Origin of the sequence: Rhizobium leguminosarum bv. viciae USDA 2370, assembly GCF_002008365.1 — a bacterium.
Taxonomy (GTDB): Bacteria; Pseudomonadota; Alphaproteobacteria; order Rhizobiales; family Rhizobiaceae; genus Rhizobium; species Rhizobium leguminosarum.
The window spans coordinates 183,593-199,975 of record NZ_MRDL01000001.1; the positions used below are offsets into that span (position 1 = coordinate 183,593).

Annotated in this window: 14 protein-coding genes; 6 read left to right on the forward strand and 8 right to left on the reverse strand. The window is 63.0% G+C overall.

The features are described 5' to 3' along the window. Positions 1-2: 2 nt before the first annotated feature. The 5 genes from BS629_RS00885 to BS629_RS00905 form a co-directional block, all read right to left on the reverse strand. Positions 3-1,016 (reverse strand): alpha-ketoacid dehydrogenase subunit beta, encoded by a 1,014-nt coding sequence (locus tag BS629_RS00885; protein WP_018246764.1) that lies wholly within the window; start codon positions 1,014-1,016, stop codon positions 3-5. A gap of 1 nt (position 1,017) precedes the next feature. Continuing rightward, positions 1,018-2,250: a 3-methyl-2-oxobutanoate dehydrogenase (2-methylpropanoyl-transferring) subunit alpha gene (locus BS629_RS00890; RefSeq protein ID WP_018246763.1), complete on the reverse strand. Its 1,233-nt coding sequence runs from the start codon at positions 2,248-2,250 to the stop codon at positions 1,018-1,020. 65 nt (positions 2,251-2,315) lie between these two features. Then, positions 2,316-3,443, reverse strand: coding sequence for an acyl-CoA dehydrogenase family protein (locus BS629_RS00895; protein ID WP_018246762.1), 1,128 nt, complete (start codon positions 3,441-3,443; stop codon positions 2,316-2,318). Between the two features lie 16 nt (positions 3,444-3,459). Beyond that, positions 3,460-4,647, reverse strand: a complete 1,188-nt coding sequence (locus BS629_RS00900) for an acetyl-CoA C-acyltransferase (protein ID WP_018246761.1) — start codon at positions 4,645-4,647, stop codon at positions 3,460-3,462. Positions 4,648-4,670: 23 nt separating this feature from the next. Further along, entirely contained in the window at positions 4,671-5,438 is a 768-nt protein-coding gene (locus BS629_RS00905) for a 3-hydroxyacyl-CoA dehydrogenase (protein ID WP_018246760.1), read from the reverse strand. Positions 5,439-5,519: 81 nt separating this feature from the next. Here BS629_RS00905 and BS629_RS00910 point away from each other — a divergent pair, with 81 nt between their 5' ends. The 6 genes from BS629_RS00910 to BS629_RS00935 are packed head-to-tail and all read left to right on the forward strand — an operon-like array spanning position 5,520 to position 12,562. After that, on the forward strand, positions 5,520-6,605 hold the full coding sequence (locus BS629_RS00910) for an AraC family transcriptional regulator (RefSeq protein ID WP_032980239.1): 1,086 nt from the start codon (positions 5,520-5,522) through the stop codon (positions 6,603-6,605). Positions 6,606-6,648: 43 nt separating this feature from the next. Further along, positions 6,649-7,794: an isovaleryl-CoA dehydrogenase gene (locus tag BS629_RS00915; RefSeq protein ID WP_018246758.1), complete on the forward strand. Its 1,146-nt coding sequence runs from the start codon at positions 6,649-6,651 to the stop codon at positions 7,792-7,794. Further along, positions 7,791-9,401 carry a carboxyl transferase domain-containing protein gene (locus BS629_RS00920; protein WP_018517721.1) on the forward strand — a complete coding sequence of 537 codons (1,611 nt, stop codon included), beginning with the start codon at positions 7,791-7,793 and terminating at the stop codon, positions 9,399-9,401. Before BS629_RS00915 ends, BS629_RS00920 begins: the two co-directional genes overlap by 4 nt. 7 nt (positions 9,402-9,408) lie before the next feature. Beyond that, complete coding sequence (locus BS629_RS00925; RefSeq protein WP_018246757.1) at positions 9,409-11,277, forward strand: acetyl/propionyl/methylcrotonyl-CoA carboxylase subunit alpha; 1,869 nt, start codon at positions 9,409-9,411, stop codon at positions 11,275-11,277. Continuing rightward, on the forward strand, positions 11,277-11,729 hold the full coding sequence (locus tag BS629_RS00930; RefSeq protein ID WP_018246756.1) for a MaoC family dehydratase: 453 nt from the start codon (positions 11,277-11,279) through the stop codon (positions 11,727-11,729). The genes BS629_RS00925 and BS629_RS00930 overlap by 1 nt, the downstream gene beginning before the upstream one ends. Further along, positions 11,726-12,562 carry an HpcH/HpaI aldolase/citrate lyase family protein gene (locus tag BS629_RS00935; protein ID WP_018246755.1) on the forward strand — a complete coding sequence of 279 codons (837 nt, stop codon included), beginning with the start codon at positions 11,726-11,728 and terminating at the stop codon, positions 12,560-12,562. Before BS629_RS00930 ends, BS629_RS00935 begins: the two co-directional genes overlap by 4 nt. 17 nt (positions 12,563-12,579) lie before the next feature. Here the strand turns inward: BS629_RS00935 and BS629_RS00940 are convergent, their stop codons facing one another. The 3 genes from BS629_RS00940 to BS629_RS00950 form a co-directional block, all read right to left on the reverse strand. Then, positions 12,580-14,034, reverse strand: coding sequence for an efflux transporter outer membrane subunit (locus tag BS629_RS00940; protein WP_018246754.1), 1,455 nt, complete (start codon positions 14,032-14,034; stop codon positions 12,580-12,582). Between the two features lie 139 nt (positions 14,035-14,173). Then, complete coding sequence (locus tag BS629_RS00945) at positions 14,174-15,472, reverse strand: HAMP domain-containing sensor histidine kinase (protein WP_077987918.1); 1,299 nt, start codon at positions 15,470-15,472, stop codon at positions 14,174-14,176. A gap of 2 nt (positions 15,473-15,474) precedes the next feature. Further along, entirely contained in the window at positions 15,475-16,161 is a 687-nt protein-coding gene (locus BS629_RS00950; protein ID WP_018246752.1) for a response regulator, read from the reverse strand. Positions 16,162-16,383 lie beyond the last annotated feature (222 nt).

A 16,383-nucleotide genomic window follows, 5' to 3' on the forward strand; every position in this document is an offset into this window, starting at 1 on the left:
GCTCAGGCCTCCATGACTTCGGCAAGCGCCCGCCCGACACGGCCGGGACCGGGAAAATAGTCCCACTCCTGCGCATGTGGATAGGGCGTGTCCCAGCCGGCAACGCGCACGACCGGCGCTTCGAGATGATAGAAGCAATGCTCCTGCACCAGCGCCGCGACTTCGGCGCCGAAGCCGGACGTCAGGGTGGCCTCATGCACGACGACACAGCGACCGGTCTTCGAGACCGAGTTGACGATCGTGTCGAGATCGAGCGGCAGCAGGCTTCTGAGGTCGATCACCTCGGCATCGATGCCGGCATCCTCGGCTGCGGCAAGCGCCACATGCACCATGGTGCCGTAGGCAACCACGGTCACCGCCGATCCCACGCGACGCACCTCGGCCTTGCCGATCGGGATGGTGTAGTGGCCGTCCGGCACCTCTCCGAGGTCGTGTTTCGACCAGGGCGTCACCGGCCGCTCGTGATGGCCATCGAAGGGGCCGTTATAGAGGCGCTTCGGCTCCAGGAACATGACAGGATCGGGATCCTCGATCGCCGCGATCAGCAGGCCTTTGGCGTCATAGGGATTGGACGGCACGATCACCTTCAGCCCGCAGACATGGGTAAAAAGCGCCTCCGGACTCTGGCTGTGCGTCTGGCCGCCGAAGATGCCGCCGCCGGTCGGCATGCGCACCACGATCGGGCAGGTGAAATCGCCGTTGGACCGGTAGCGGATGCGAGCCGCCTCCTGCGTCAGCTGGTCATAGGCCGGATACATGTAATCGGCGAACTGGATTTCGACACAGGGCTTCAGCCCGTAGGCGGCCATGCCAATCGCCGTGCCGACGATTCCGGATTCGCTGATCGGTGTATCGAAGCAGCGCGTTCTGCCGTATTTTGCCTGCAGGCCCTGCGTACTGCGAAAGACGCCGCCGAAATAGCCGACATCCTCGCCGAAAACGACGACATTGTCGTCGCGTGCCATCGAGACGTCCATGGCGCTGCGCACGGCCTCGATCATCGTCATTCTGGACATGTCAGTACCCCGCCTTCTGCCGCTGGCGGCGGATATGCGGCGGCATCTCGGCATAGACGCCCTCGAAAATGTCGCGCACCGAAGGCCTGCCGCCGGCATGCAGCGTGCCATGCGCCTCTGCCTGGCGCTGCGCCTCGATCACCTCGTCCATGATTTCGGCTTCGGCCTGTACATGCCGCTCCTCCGACCATGCACCCTTGACGATCAGATGTTTCTTCAGCCGCAGCACGGGATCGCCGAGCGGCCAGGCCTCCGATTCCGTCTTGGGCCGATAGGCGCTCGGATCGTCGGAGGTCGAATGGGCGCCGACGCGATAGGTCACATATTCGATTAGCGTCGGACCGAGATTGCGCCGCGCGCGATCCGCCGCCCAGCGGGCGACCGCATGGACGGCGAGATAGTCGTTTCCGTCGACACGCAGCGCCGGAATGCCGAAGCCAAGGCCGCGGGCAGCGAAGGTGCCGGAGCCGCCGCGGGCGATGCCCTGAAAAGTCGAGATCGCCCACTGATTGTTGACGATGTTGAGAATGACCGGCGCCTTGTAGGTCGAGGCGAAAACGAGCGCCGAGTGGAAATCCGATTCCGCCGTCGATCCGTCGCCGATCCAGGCCGCGGCAATGCGGCTGTCATTCTTGATCGCCGAGGCCATCGCCCAGCCGACGGCCTGCACATATTGGGTGGCGAGATTGCCCGAGATGGTGAAGAAGCCATGTTCCTTGGAGGAATACATGATCGGCAATTGCCGGCCGCGCAGGGGATCGCTCTCGTTCGAGTAGATCTGGTTCATCATCTCGACCATCGGATAGTCGTCGGCAATCAGCAGACCTGCCTGGCGATAGGTCGGGAAATTCATGTCTCCCTTCTCGAGCGCCTTGCGAAAGGCGCAGCTGACGGCCTCTTCACCGAGATGCTGCATGTAGAAGGAGGTCTTGCCCTGCCGCTGCGCCATCAGCATGCGGGCGTCGAAGGCGCGCAGCTTCATCATGTTGCGAAGCCCGGTCAGCAACTCCTCATTGGAGAGCGACCCTGCCCAGGGACCGACCGCCTCGCCTTCGCGATTCAAAACACGGATGATGGAATAGGCGAGGTCGCGGATATCTTCGGATGCGACATCCACCTCCGGCCGTGGCACCGAACCGGCCTTGGCAATCTTGACGTTGGAAAAATCGGGCTGACCGCCGGGGCGAACGGCGGGTTCGGGAACATGCAGGCTCAACCGAGCGGAATCCACCATGCTTTTTCTTTCCTCCCTTTGCCGGCCTTGCTCCTCTCCTCCAGAAGCAGGGCCGGATGTGGTTCTTATAGGTTGCGGGCGATCACCATGCGCTGCACGTCGCTCGTTCCTTCATAGATCTGGCAGATGCGCACATCGCGGTAGATGCGCTCAACCGGATAGTCAGCCATGTAGCCATAACCTCCATGGATCTGGATCGCATCGGAGCAGACGCGCTCGGCCATCTCGGAGGCAAAGAGCTTCGCCATCGAGGCTTCCGACAGGCAGGGCAGCCCGGCCTCCCTGAGCGAGGCGGCATGAAAAACAAGCTGCCGCGCCGCCTCGATCCGCACCGCCATATCGGCAAGGCGGAAGGCAACGGCCTGGTGCTCAAAGATCGGCTTGCCGAAGGCCGTGCGCTCCCTGGCGTAGTCGCGCGCCGCCTCGAAGGCCGCCCGCGCCATGCCGACGGCCTGCGCCGCGATGCCGATCCGTCCGCCCTCGAGATTGGCGAGTGCGATGCGATAGCCCTCGCCTTCCGCGCCAAGCCTGAGTTCTGCCGGAATGCGCATGCTGTTGAAGGCGATCTGGCAGGTATCGGAGGAATGTAGCCCAAGTTTTTCCTCGACGCGGATCACCTCGTAGCCCGGCGTATCCGTCGGCACGATGAAGGCGGTGATGCCCTTCTTGCCGACATCGGGATCGGTAACGGCAAAGACGATAATGACATCGCCGTTCTTGCCCGAGGTGATGAATTGCTTGGAGCCGTCGATCACGTAGTGGTCGCCGTTACGCCGCGCCCGGGTCTTCAGGTTCGAGGCATCGGAACCGGCCTGCGGCTCGGTCAGCGCAAAGCCGCCAATCCATTCTCCGCTTGCCAGTTTCGGCAGGAAGCGCTGCCGCTGCTCCTCGGTACCGAATTTCAGGATCGGCACACAGCCGACGGAGCTATGCACGCTCATGATCGTCGAACACGTCCCGTCACCCGCGGCAATTTCCTCCAGCGCCGCGGCATAGGCGACCACGCCGGTATCCGATCCGCCATAGGCTTCCGGCACCAGCATGCCGAGCAGCCCGAGTTCGCCCATCTCCTTCAATTCCTCGCGTGGGAAGAGATGCTCCCGGTCGCGTTTGGCCGCCCCCGGCGCCAGCCGGTCGCGGGCAAAGTCGCGGGCGAGATCTGAGATCTGCTGCTGGAGGTCGGAAAGGATCATCTGTTCTCTCCCTTTCCTATTGCCGTTCGATGGCAACGGCGGTCGCCTCGCCGCCGCCGATGCAGAGCGCGGCCATGCCGCGCTTCAGGTCGTATCGCTCCAGCGCTGCAAGCAGCGTCACCAGAATCCGGGCTCCCGAGGCGCCGATCGGATGGCCGAGCGCGCAGGCGCCGCCATGCACATTCACCTTTTCATGCGGCAGGTTGAGATCGCGCATCGCCGCCATGGCGACGACGGCAAAAGCCTCGTTGATTTCGAACAGATCGACCTCCGACAACGGCAAGCCGGTGCGATCGGACAGCTTCTGCAACGCGCCGATCGGCGCCGTGGCGAAAAGATTGGGCGCCTGCGAATGAGTGGCATGGCCAAGGATGGTGGCAAGCGGCTTGAGGCCGCGATGCTCCGCCTCGGAGCGGCGCATCAGCACCAGGGCTGCCGCGCCATCGGAGATCGAGCTGGAATTGGCGGCGGTCACCGTGCCGCCCTCGCGGAAGGCGGGTTTCAGCGTCGGGATCTTGTCGAGCTTCGCCTTGCCGGGCTGTTCGTCGCGGCTCGCCACCTGCTCGGCTTTGCCTGATTTTACCGTGACCGGCACAATCTCGCTTTCGAAACAGCCTTCGGCAATCGCCTTCTGCGCCCGCGTCAGCGAGGCGATGGCGTAGTTGTCCTGCGCCTCGCGCGTGAACTGATAGGCCTCGGCGCAATCCTCCGCGAAGCTGCCCATCAAGCGCCCCTTGTCATAAGCATCCTCCAGCCCGTCGAGGAACATGTGATCCACGACACGCCCATGGCCGAGCCTGTAGCCGCCACGGGCTTTGTCAAGAAGATAGGGCGCATTCGTCATGCTTTCCATGCCGCCTGCAATCGCCACTGAGGCGCTGCCGGCGGCAATCAGGTCATGCGCCATCATCACCGCCTTCATGCCTGAGCCGCACATCTTGTTGACGGTGCTCGCCGCAGTCGCGAAGGGCAGACCGGCATGGATCGCCGCCTGGCGCGCCGGCGCCTGCCCCTGCCCGGCCGGCAGGACACAACCGAAGACGACCTCCTCAATCGCCTCGGCCGCGATGCGGCTGCGCTGCAGCGCTGCGCGGATCGCCGTCGCTCCGAGCTCCGGCGCTGTCGCCTCCTTCAGCTCTCCCTGAAAGCCGCCGATCGGGGTGCGCGCCGCACCGACGATGACGATGGGATCCTGCAAAACCATCTTTCCTCCTTGGGGCGAAGCGTTCACCGCGCGCCCATCCGCAATGCGCCGTCGAGGCGGATGACCTCGCCGTTCAGCATGTTGTTTTCCAAGATATGGCGTACCAGCCCGGCAAATTCCGCCGGCCGACCAAGCCGCGGTGGAAAGGGCACGCTCTTACCGAGCGCCGCCTGAACCTCGGCCGGCATGTCAGCCATCATCGGTGTCTCGAAAATGCCGGGTGCGATCGACACGACGCGAATGCCGTGACGGGCAAGCTCGCGGGCGATCGGCAAGGTCATCGCCGCCACCCCGCCCTTGGACGCGGCGTAAGCTGCCTGGCCGATCTGGCCGTCGAAGGCGGCAACCGAGGCCGTATTGACGATGACGCCGCGTTCGCCTTCCGCATCCGGCTCGGTAGTCTGGATCGCCGCCGCTGCCAGCCGGATCATGTTGAATGTGCCAATGAGATTGATGCTCACCGTGCGGGCAAAACTCTCCAGCCGGTGCGGCCCGTCGCGGCCGATCACCTTTTCGGCCGGAGCTACGCCCGCGCAATTCACCAATCCGCGCAAGCCGCCGAAGGCTTCGATGGCAGCGGCAACCGCCGCCGCCCCTTCCTCGCCATCGGTCACGTCGGCCCTGACGAAACGGGCATCGCTTCCGAATTCCCGGACGATTTCCTGTCCGGCTTCCGCGTTGAGATCGGCGATAGTCACTCGTCCGCCCGCCTCCACAAGCATGCGCACTGTTGCCGCGCCGAGGCCGGAGCCGCCGCCGGTCACGATGAAACTTGCACCTCGGATCAGCATGGACCTGTTCCTCCTGCCGGTCGCGCCTCCTCCAGGCTCAGCCGAATGACAGGATTCTATTCCGTCGGCCTATTGCAAGCGATGACAGAACTGCTCCATTATTTCGGACAGTTTTGCCATAGAGAGGGCGCGATGGCCGAAATCGAGCGACGCATGATTGCACCGGCCTTTGTCGAGGAGGCTCTTGACAGCCTGCGGCGGCTGGACAAGCCGACAGAGCCTATTCTTGCGCGTGTGGGACTGCCGCCGCCGGTCGATCAACCGGTGTCGGCCGAGACCTATGGCGCGCTCTGGCTGGCAATCGCCGCCGAGCTCGACGACGAATTCTTCGGTATGGGCGGCCGACCGATGCGCGGCGGCAGCTTCACGCTTCTCTGCCATTGCGTGCTGCATGCGCCAACGCTAGGCCACGCCCTGCGCCGGGCGCTGCGTTTCCTCGATGTCGTGCTCGACGATCCCAGGGGACGGCTCGTCATCCGCGACGGTCTGGCCGAGGTCGAGCTCACGGATGCCGGCGGCCCGCGTTCAGCCTTCGCCTATCGCACCTATTGGATCATCCTGCACGGCATCACCTGCTGGCTGGTCGGCCGACGCATTCCGATCCGGCTCGTCGATTTCCGCTGCGCGGAGCCCAAACAAGGCGCCGACTATCGGCTCTTCTTCGGCGCGCCAGTGCGTTTCTCGCAAACCATCAGCCGGCTCGGCTTCGACAGCGCCTTGCTCGACCTGCCGGTGGCGCGCAGCGAACACGCGCTCAAACAGTTCCTGCGCGGCGCGCCCGCCAATATTCTGGTGCGCTATCGCTATGATGCCGGTATCGGCGCCGCCGTCCGCCGGCGCCTGAATCTGGCTACGCCGGCTGCCTGGTCGCGCTTTACCGAGCTTGCCGCCGATATGCGAATGCCGCCCTCCACGCTCCGCCACCGTCTGCACGACGAGGGACAAAGCTATGCCGCCATCAAGGACGACATCCGCCGGGATCTCGCCGTCGAACTGCTGCTGAACACGTCGATGTCCATCGGTGAGATTGCCGTGCAGCTCGGCTATTCCGAGCCGAGCGCCTTCTTCCGGGCCTTCCGGAAATGGATGGGCAAGAGCCCCGAGGTCTTTCGCCGGGAGGAAGCTCTCTCGCAATTGGATGAGCCATTGCAATCAAGGACACTTTGACCCGGCCGCAACCCGCGCTACATATTTCAGCGGGAGGAGTGCCATGTTTGATTTTTCGCTCGGCGAAACCGCGGACGCGATCCGTGAAACGACGGCGCGCTTTGCCGCCGATCATATTGCTCCGCTGGCTGCGGAGATCGACGAAAGCAACACATTTCCACGCCAGCTCTGGCCTGAGATGGGCGCGCTCGGCCTGCATGGAATCACCGTCGAAGAAGAATTCGGCGGCGCCGGTCTTGGTTATCTCGATCATGTCGTCGCCATGGAAGAGATTTCGCGCGCCTCGGCCTCCGTGGGGCTCAGTTACGGCGCCCATTCCAATCTCTGCGTCAACCAGATCCGCCGCTGGGCCTCGCCGGAACAAAAGCGCCGCCACCTGCCGAAGCTGATCTCCGGCGAACATGTCGGTTCGCTCGCCATGTCGGAGGTCGGTGCTGGTTCCGATGTCGTCTCCATGCGGTTGCGTGCCGAGAAAAAAGGCGACCGCTATATGCTGAACGGCACCAAGTTCTGGATCACCAACGCGCCGCATGCCGATGTGCTTGTTGTCTATGCCAAGACCGATCCCGCAGCCGGCCCGAAAGGCATTTCCGCCTTCATCATCGAAAAGGGCCTGCCCGGTTTCAGCGTCTCCAAGAAGCTCTCCAAGCTCGGCATGCGCGGCAGCGACACGGCCGAACTGGTCTTCGAGGATTGCGCGGTGCCGGCCGAGACGCTGATGGGCCGGGAAGGAGAAGGCGTGAAGATCCTGATGTCCGGCCTCGATTACGAGCGCGCCGTGCTTGCCGCCGGACCGCTCGGCATCATGCAGGCCTGCCTCGACGTCGTGCTGCCCTATGTGCGCGATCGCAAACAGTTCGGCAAAGCGATCGGCGATTTCCAGCTGATGCAGGGCAAGATCGCCGATATGTATGTCGCGCTGAATTCGGCGCGCGCCTATGTCTATTCCGTCGCCCGGGCCTGCGATGCCGGCCGCGCGACGCGCACGGATGCAGCTGCTGCGATCCTCTTTGCTAGCGAGAATGCCGTCAAGGTCTCGCTGGAAGCGATCCAGGCGCTCGGCGGCGCCGGCTATACGAAGGAATGGCCGGTCGAACGCTTTTTGCGCGACGCCAAGCTTTACGATATCGGCGCCGGTACCAACGAGATCCGCCGTTACCTCATCGGCCGGGAGCTCATCGCATCATGACGGTGATTACGACTGCGATCGACCGCGACAGTGACAGCTTCAAGGCCAATGCCAGCAAGAACAAGGCGCTTATCGACGAACTCTACGACCGTTCGGCGAAAGCGCGCGAGGGTGGATCGCAGACAGCACGCGAGCGCCACACCGGCAAGGGCAAGCTGCTGCCGCGCGATCGCATCCAGCTGCTCATCGATGCCGGCAGCCCGTTCCTGGAGATCGGCGCTCTGGTGGCTAACGGCATGTATGATGACGAGGCGCCGGGCGCCGGTATCATCACCGGCATCGGCCGCGTTTCCGGCCGCGAGGTAATGATCGTCGCCAATGACGCGACGGTGAAGGGCGGCGCCTATTACCCCCTGACGGTGAAGAAACATCTGCGGGCCCAGGAGATCGCCATGCAGAACCGGTTGCCCTGCCTCTATCTGGTCGATAGCGGCGGTGCCAATCTTCCGCATCAGGCCGAAGTCTTTCCCGACCGCGACCATTTCGGCGCGATCTTCTACAACCAGGCCCAGATGTCGGCCGAAGGCATTCCGCAGATCGCCTGCGTCTTGGGAAGCTGCACCGCCGGCGGCGCCTATGTGCCCGCCATGTCCGACGAAACGGTCATCGTGCGCAATCAGGGCACGATCTTCCTGGCCGGCCCGCCGTTGGTGAAAGCCGCGACCGGCGAGATCATCTCGGCCGAAGAGCTTGGCGGCGCCGAGACCCATGGGCGGCGCTCCGGCGTCGTCGATCATGTCGCCGAGAACGATGAACACGCGCTGCTGCTCGTTCGTGATATCGCAGGCACACTCAACAGTGTGAAATCAGTCGATATCGACCTCAAGCAGCCACAGCCGCCGAAACTCGATGCCGAGGATCTCTGCGGCCTCATCCCGGATGATGTGCGCTCGCCCTATGATGTGCGCGAGGTCATCGGCCGGATCGTCGATGGTTCGGAACTGCATGAGTTCAAGCCGCTCTACGGCACCACGCTGGTCTGCGGCTTCGCCCGCATCTGGGGCATGCCCGTCGCCGTCATCGCCAACAACGGCGTTCTCTTCTCCGAAAGCGCGCTGAAGGGCGCGCATTTCATCGAGCTCGCCTGCCAGCGCCGCATACCTTTGCTGTTTTTGCAGAACATCTCCGGTTTCATGGTCGGCGGCCGCTATGAGGCCGGCGGCATCGCCAAGGATGGGGCCAAGCTGGTGACGGCGGTCGCGACATCAACTGTTCCGAAAGTGACCGTCATCATCGGCGGCAGCTTCGGCGCCGGCAATTACGGCATGTGCGGCCGCGCCTATCGCCCCCGTTTCCTCTTCACCTGGCCGAACAGCCGCATCAGTGTGATGGGCGGCGAACAGGCGGCCTCCGTGCTTGCCACCATACGCCGAGACTCCATGGAGGCGCGCGGTGAGAATTGGCGTATTGAAGAGGAGGAAGCCTTCAAGGCGCCGATCCGCGCCGGCTACGAGGCCGAGGGAAATCCCTATTATGCCACCGCCCGCCTCTGGGACGACGGCATCATCGATCCACGCCAGACGCGGGATGTGCTGGGCCTTGCCTTTTCCGCCTGCCTGAATGCGCCGATCCCGAAAGGGCCGCGCTTCGGCCTGTTCAGGATGTGAGGCGCCGATGATGGAAAGCCTTCTCATTGCCAACAGGGGCGAAATCGCCCGCCGCATCATCCGCACGGCCAAGATGCTCGGCATCCGCACCATCGCCGTCTATTCCGAGGCCGATGCCGGCCTGCCCTTCGTAAGGGAGGCGGACGAGGCGATCGCCATCGGCCCCTCGCCGGCCCGGGAAAGCTATCTCTCGCAGGAACGCATCCTGGAGGCCGCCCGGCAAACAGGCGCTGCGGCGATCCATCCCGGTTACGGCTTCCTCTCGGAAAACGCCGGGTTTGCCGAAGCGGTGGAAAAGGCCGGGATCATCTGGGTCGGCGCGCCGCCTGCCGCCATCCGTGCGATGGGACTCAAGGATGCCGCGAAAGAATTGATGCAGGCGGCCGGCGTGCCTGTGACCCCTGGTTATCTCGGACCGGACCAGAGCGAAGAGAGGCTGGCGGCTGAGGCGGACACCATCGGTTATCCCGTGCTCATCAAGGCCGTCGCCGGCGGCGGCGGCAAGGGCATGCGCCGCGTCGAGCGCGCGCAAGATTTCGCCGAACTTCTCGCCTCCTGCCGCCGGGAGGCGGCCGCCTCCTTCGGCGACGACCGCGTTCTGATCGAACGTTATATCGCCAATCCGCGCCATATCGAGGTGCAGGTCTTCGCCGACATGTTCGGCAATTGTGTCCACCTGTTCGAACGCGATTGTTCGCTGCAGCGCCGTCACCAGAAAGTCATTGAGGAGGCCCCCGCTCCCGGCCTCGACACCGCTACCCGGGCAGTGATCTGCGATGCGGCGGTAAAGGCCGCAAGAGCGGTGAATTATATCGGCGCCGGCACCATCGAATTCATCGCCGATGCCTCGGAGGGCCTTCGCGAAGATCGCATCTGGTTCATGGAGATGAACACCCGCCTGCAGGTAGAGCATCCCGTCACCGAGGCAATTACTGGCGAGGATCTGGTGCTCTGGCAGTTGACGGTCGCTAGCGGCGAGCCCTTGCCGAAAATGCAGGACGAGATCGCCATGAACGGCTGGGCGTTCGAAGCCCGGCTCTATGCCGAAAATCCTGCCGCCGGCTATCTGCCCTCGACCGGCCGACTTGAACATCTCAGCCTGCCGGAGTCGGTCCGCGTCGATAGCGGTGTCGAGCAAGGGGATGACATCACCGCCTTCTATGACCCGATGATCGCCAAGATCATTGCCCACGGGCCGAACCGCGAGGCAGCACTTTCGAAGCTCGCAGCCGCCTGCGCAAGTATCGAGGTCTGGCCGGTCAAATCCAATGCCGGCCTGCTCGCCCGCATCGCCGTCGATCCGGATTTTCGCGCAGCTCGGATCGATACCGGCTTTCTCGACCGCCATGGCGATAGCCTTGTGGCGACGGAGCCGAGCGAAATCGCGATCGACACCGCAGCCACCGTGCTGCTTTCAAAAGATACCGATGGCGATCCCTGGTCCGCGCTCACTGGGTTCCGCATCGCCGGCGCGGATGACAAGAGGGTGCGTATCCGTATCGGCGATCATCTCCATTGGGGGCAATCGCGTCGGGAGCTTGAGGCAAAGACCGTCACGATCGGTGAAACGACGGTGCTTTTCGACGCCGGCAATGCCTGGCCGATCCGCCTGCCCGTTGCCAGCGAAGTCGAGGCAAGTCAGGGCGCCGGCGATGGCGCGATCCTTTCGCCCATGCCCGGCCTCGTCATTTCGGTGGATGTCGCCGAAGGCGATCGTGTCGCCAAGGGGGACCGCCTGCTGACGGTTGAAGCGATGAAAATGGAACATTCGCTGCGCGCACCCTTCGATGGATTCGTCGAAAAACTGCAGGTTTCCTCGGGTATCAGGGTCTCGGAAAACCAACTCGTCGTCAGCGTTGTGAAGGAGCAGGATTGATGGCCGGCCGTTATTTCGACGAGTGGACGGTCGGCGACCGCATCGCCCACGACATCCGTCGCACGGTCACGGAGACCGACAATCTGCTGTTCACGACGCTCTCCCATAATCCGCAGCCGCTGCATCTCGATGCCGATTATGCGGCCGGCACCGAATTCGGCCGGATCGTCGTCAACGGCACCTTCACCTTTGCGCTCACCGTCGGCCTTTCGGTCGGCGACACCACGCTCGGCACGCTCGTCGCCAATCTCGGCTATGACAAGGTGACGATGCCAAAGCCGGTTTTCATTGGCGATACGCTGCGGGTGGAAACCGAGGTGATGGAACTGCGTCGCTCGAACTCCCGCCCCGATGCCGGCATCGTCACCTTCCGGCATATCACTCTGAACCAGCGCGGCGAAACCGTCTGTCAATGCCTGCGCACGGCAATGCTGAAGGTGAAGCCGTCATGAGGCTGCGCTCGCTGCTCTTTGCGCCCGGTGACCGGCCGGAGCGTTTCCAAAAGGCGCTCGCCTCAGGCGCCGATGCCGTCATTCTCGACCTGGAAGATTCGGTTGCGCCCTTGAACAAGCCGAAAGCGCGCGAGAGCGTGCACGAGTTCGTCCTGCATCATGCCGGCGAGACCGCTCTCCTGATTCGGATCAATCCCCTCGCCTCGCCAGAATTCGAAGACGACCTGACCGCTTTGAGCGGCCTTCATCCTTTCGCAATCGTGCTGCCGAAGGCCGAGGGTGCCACTTCGGTGCTGAAGCTCGCAGGCTCTCTTGCATCTGCAATTCCCATCTTGCCGATCGCAACCGAAACACCATCGGCGATCTTCGAGATCGGCAGCTACCGGGATGTCTCGACCAGCCTCTGCGGCCTGACATGGGGCGCTGAGGATTTGCCCGCCGCGATGGGGGCTACGACCGCGCGGAGGACGGATGGCCGCTATACGCCACCTTTCGAGTTTGCCCGCTCGCTCACACTTTTCGGCGCCCATGCCGCCGCCGTCCCGGCAATCGACACCGTCTATCCCGATTTCCGCGATCTCAACGGTCTCAGGGCCTATGTCGGCCGCGCCCGGCGCGACGGCTTTTCCGGTATGATGGCCATCCATCCAAGCCAGGTCGAAGTGATCAATCACGCCTTCACGCCGGATGCATCCGAAATCGCCTGGGCGGAGAAAGTCGCCGCCGCCTTTGCCGCCAGGCCCGACGCAGGCGTCATTCAGCTCGACGGACGCATGCTGGATCTGCCGCATCTCAAGCTCGCGATCCGCATTCTCGATGTGGCTGGGCGATAGAGCAAATGCTCCGCCAATTAGTCTGACTTCGCCGTTCGCTCGGGAGCGTTCTGCGCTTGTTGCGTCAGGTAGCCGGCGCCAATGGCGACGTAGAGGTCCACATAGTCCTTGGCAACCTGCTGTACGGTGGCTGCAAGGCTTGCCTGGGCATCGGAGACCGAACGTTGAGCGTCCAGCACATCGAGCAGAGATGAAGCTCCATCCTTGTAGCTCGTGGTCGAAAGTGCGAGCGATTCCTGGGCCGTTTCCACCTGCCTGCGCAGCGGTCCCAACGTCTGCCTGTCGCGGCGGACTGCAGACAGGGCGTTTTCCACCTCTTCGACCCCGTTCAGCACCGCCTCTTTCCAGGCGAGATACTGGGTCTTGGCATCGGATTTTTCGATATCGACATTCGCACGCAATTTGCCGCCATCGAAGATCGGCAGGTTGAGCGTCGGTCCGAAAGACCAGCTGGTCAGGGTTCCGCCGCTGGCACCGGATGATTTGACCCAGCTCGGCGAGATCGAACCGGAGAGCGAGATCGACGGGTAGAGCTGGGCTTCGGCAGCGCCGATGTCGGCAACGGCTGCAGCCAGATCGCGTTCAGCCTTGTGGATATCGGGACGGTTGCGGATGAGATCGGCCGGAATGCCGGCGCGAATGTCGCCGCGGAAAACCGGCTGGCCGGCGCTTTTCTGCAGCTCGTTCATCAGCGAGGCCGCCGGCATCCCGAGCAGAGTGGCAATGTGATGGGCTGACTCGGTGAAGCTCTGTTCGAGGCCGGGAATGTCGGACTTTGTCGACTGTACCAGGCCCTCGGCCTGAACGACGTCGAGGCGGGAGGCCGCACCTGCCTTGAGCTGCAGCTGTGTCAGTTCGTAAGTCTGTTGGCGGGATTTCAAGCTCGCCTGTGAAAGCGCGATTCGCTCCTGGTAATAACGGGCGTCGATATAGCTCTCGATCAGGTCTTTCAGGAAGGTGAGCTTTGTGTTGTCGGCCGTTGCATAGGCGGCCCCCAGCGAGGCGATGGCACTCTCCTTCGAGCGACGGTATTGGCCGAAGAAGTCGAGCAGCCAGGAAAGGCTGGCCTGGCCGCCTGTGGTATTCTCGGTGCCGACCGTCGTGCGGAGCCGCCCCCTCTCGCCGGATACCGTGTGCGATGCGTCGACACTGAGGCTCGGCAGGCCGCCGGCGCCGGCAACCGTGACATTGGCGGAAGCCGAGTTGATGCTCTCGAGCGCCTGCAGCACATCGAGGTTCTCGCTGAGGCCATGGGCCACCAGGCCGTCGAGCCGCTTGTCGCGATAGGCCGTCCACCACTGTGCCGTCACGACATCGCCGTTGCTCTTGGTCCCGCCCTCTTGGAATTTAGCAGGAAGCGGCATCTGTGGGGGAGCGTGATCCGGGCCGCTGACGCAGCCTGCCACCAAAAGCGTGAGTGCCGATGTGGCGTAGCGGAGGGATGATATTCTTGTGCAGAGCGACGGACTCACTGGCGAGCTTTCTGAACCGGGATCGTAGGTTCAGGCTTAGCGGCGCCAACGTTAATGGCGGTAAAGACACTGTAAAGTTAGGTAAAGTCTGGGTTGCGGGGCCTCATCCACCACCGCCTCGAGCTTCGTCGATTGGTCCTCAGGCGTGTTCGTCCGCCAAGCCATAGGGTACCGGCTTCCTGGGAAGCTCCAGGGTGACCGCCAGGCCTCCGGCATCCGGCAATGACGCATGTACACGCCCGCCGTGGCGTTCGATCGCCTGCCGGGTGATGGCCAGACCCAGGCCGTATCCGCCTCTTGGCACAGCCTCTTTACCACGTGAGAACGGCTGGAAGATCCGTTCGAGTTCGTCTCGCCGGACACCCGGCCCCTGATCCGTGACGCAGATTTTGAGGCGGCCGGTCGTCGCCTCGCAAGCCACTGATATGTGCGAATGCTCGGCCGTGTATTTGACGGCGTTGCGGACGACGTTTTCGAGCGCCCTGTAGATCAGCTCACCTTCGACCTCGGCGCGGAAGGTGCCCTCGACACTGGTTGTGATCGAGACCTCGCGTGCCTGGGCTTCGAATGCCGCGTCGCCGAGGATTTCGTTCAGGAGCTCGATGACATCCAGGGCCTGGGTCTTCAGCGGCAGGCCGGAGCCCGCGGTCAGCCTGGCTAGCGTCAGAACTTCGCCGACCAGCGCGTCGAGCCGTTCGACCTCCCGGTCCATCCGATCCAACATGGCGCCGAGTTTGGCCGGGCTTTGCCGAAGGACGCCGACGGCGGCCTGCAGACGAGACAGGGGCGAACGCAATTCATGGGAGACGTCATGAAATAGCCTCTGCTGCGCATCCTGAAGCTCCTGAAGCCGCGCGGCAGTGGAATCGAAGTCGTGCGCCAGTGCGGTGACTTCATCCTTTCGGCCGGCCATCTGGTTGCCGATACGGAAGTCGAAGCGGCCATGGGCGAGCGCGCTCAGGCCGTCGCGCAGATGTACGACGGGTCGAATGAGATAGCGGGCGAGTGCGGCGGCAGCGACCGTACTCGAAACGAAAATCGAAAGCCAAGGAACCAGCAGCGCCAGGTTGTCCGCAATGTTGAGAAGGAAGTTCGCTTCTGGCGCCACGGAGATCCGGTAGCAAATTCCGTCCTTCAGAATGGACTTCGTCTCTGCCCTGCCCTCGTCTCCGCACGCAGGCGACTGCATGGTTTTCGAAAGCGTCAGACCTAGTGGCACCGTATATTCACTTGTGCGGATGAAGCGCGCTGCGGCGTCCTCCCCATCCCTTGCGAGCACATTCGCCGTCAGCTTCAGAATGATCGCTCGCTCCTGGTATTCCCGATCGCGGCCAGGCGGCGGGATCTGAAAGAGGTTGACGATCACGATGATGACCGTGAGCGTCGTTGCAAGCGTCAACCAGATCGTCGCGAAGAACTTCCAGAAAAGCCGGGGCATGGTCAGTCCACGAGAAGTTGATAGCCCTGGCCGCGAACGGACTGGATCCAGGATTGTCCGTCCTCCCTCAGTCCGAGCTTCTGACGAACGCTGCTGATATGGACGTCGATACGGCGATCGAACGGGGTCAGCGGCTTGCCGAAGGCCCGCTTCGAAATGTCCTGCTTCGACACGAGCTGGCCGGCGCTGCGGGCAAGCACCTCGATCAGGCTGAACTCGGTGCCGGTCAGTTCCAAGGTTTCTCCGCGCCATTCGGCGATCCTGCTGCTCGGATGAATCACGAGTTTTCCCGCCCTTATCGTGTCGGTCGTCGCGCCGGCAGCAGGCTGACCTGCCCGACGGAGGATGGCACGCAACCTCGCCGCAAGTTCGCCCGGCGAGCATGGCTTCGGCACATAATCGTCGGCGCCGAGATTGAGACCCGATATCCTGTCGACGTCATCGCCCCTTGCGGTCAGCATCAGCACGGGAACCTGGCTGAGCTTCCTGATCCTCTGCAGAACCTCGATCCCGTTCATCCGAGGCATCATGATGTCGAGCACGATAATATCGACCGTATTGCCGGCGGCAGCGGCAATCGCGGCGCGACCGTCCGTATCGGTGACGACCTCATATCCTTCTTCGACCAGATATTCCTGCAGAAGCGTCGTCAGCTCGGCATCGTCGTCGATGAGGAGAACCTTGTTCATTCACTTCGTCCGTCATTGATCCTTGTGAGCCTTACAGCACAAACACAGTCGCATGAGCGAGTTTTACCTAACTTAACACTAACTTGACCGCACTTAACGTTCACCCCGTTACTTATCCTTCCATGACATCACCGCGAGCCAGGATCGGGTTGCCTCAACATGAGCCGCAATCCTTCATCGAGTTGGCACGGATCGGGAAAAGGCACCCATCCTTTGACCACA

Excerpts from the sequence above, each read along its gene's own strand:
- BS629_RS00885 (WP_018246764.1), bottom strand. The coding sequence starts at position 1,016 with ATGTCCAGAATGACGATGATCGAGGCCGTGCGCAGCGCCATGGACGTC.
- BS629_RS00890 (WP_018246763.1), bottom strand. The coding sequence starts at position 2,250 with ATGGTGGATTCCGCTCGGTTGAGCCTGCATGTTCCCGAACCCGCCGTT.
- BS629_RS00895 (WP_018246762.1), bottom strand. The coding sequence starts at position 3,443 with ATGATCCTTTCCGACCTCCAGCAGCAGATCTCAGATCTCGCCCGCGAC.
- BS629_RS00900 (WP_018246761.1), bottom strand. The coding sequence starts at position 4,647 with ATGGTTTTGCAGGATCCCATCGTCATCGTCGGTGCGGCGCGCACCCCG.
- BS629_RS00905 (WP_018246760.1), bottom strand. The coding sequence starts at position 5,438 with ATGCTGATCCGAGGTGCAAGTTTCATCGTGACCGGCGGCGGCTCCGGC.
- BS629_RS00910 (WP_032980239.1), top strand. The coding sequence starts at position 5,520 with ATGACAGAACTGCTCCATTATTTCGGACAGTTTTGCCATAGAGAGGGC.
- BS629_RS00915 (WP_018246758.1), top strand. The coding sequence starts at position 6,649 with ATGTTTGATTTTTCGCTCGGCGAAACCGCGGACGCGATCCGTGAAACG.
- BS629_RS00920 (WP_018517721.1), top strand. The coding sequence starts at position 7,791 with ATGACGGTGATTACGACTGCGATCGACCGCGACAGTGACAGCTTCAAG.
- BS629_RS00925 (WP_018246757.1), top strand. The coding sequence starts at position 9,409 with ATGATGGAAAGCCTTCTCATTGCCAACAGGGGCGAAATCGCCCGCCGC.
- BS629_RS00930 (WP_018246756.1), top strand. The coding sequence starts at position 11,277 with ATGGCCGGCCGTTATTTCGACGAGTGGACGGTCGGCGACCGCATCGCC.
- BS629_RS00935 (WP_018246755.1), top strand. The coding sequence starts at position 11,726 with ATGAGGCTGCGCTCGCTGCTCTTTGCGCCCGGTGACCGGCCGGAGCGT.
- BS629_RS00945 (WP_077987918.1), bottom strand. The coding sequence starts at position 15,472 with ATGCCCCGGCTTTTCTGGAAGTTCTTCGCGACGATCTGGTTGACGCTT.
- BS629_RS00950 (WP_018246752.1), bottom strand. The coding sequence starts at position 16,161 with ATGAACAAGGTTCTCCTCATCGACGACGATGCCGAGCTGACGACGCTT.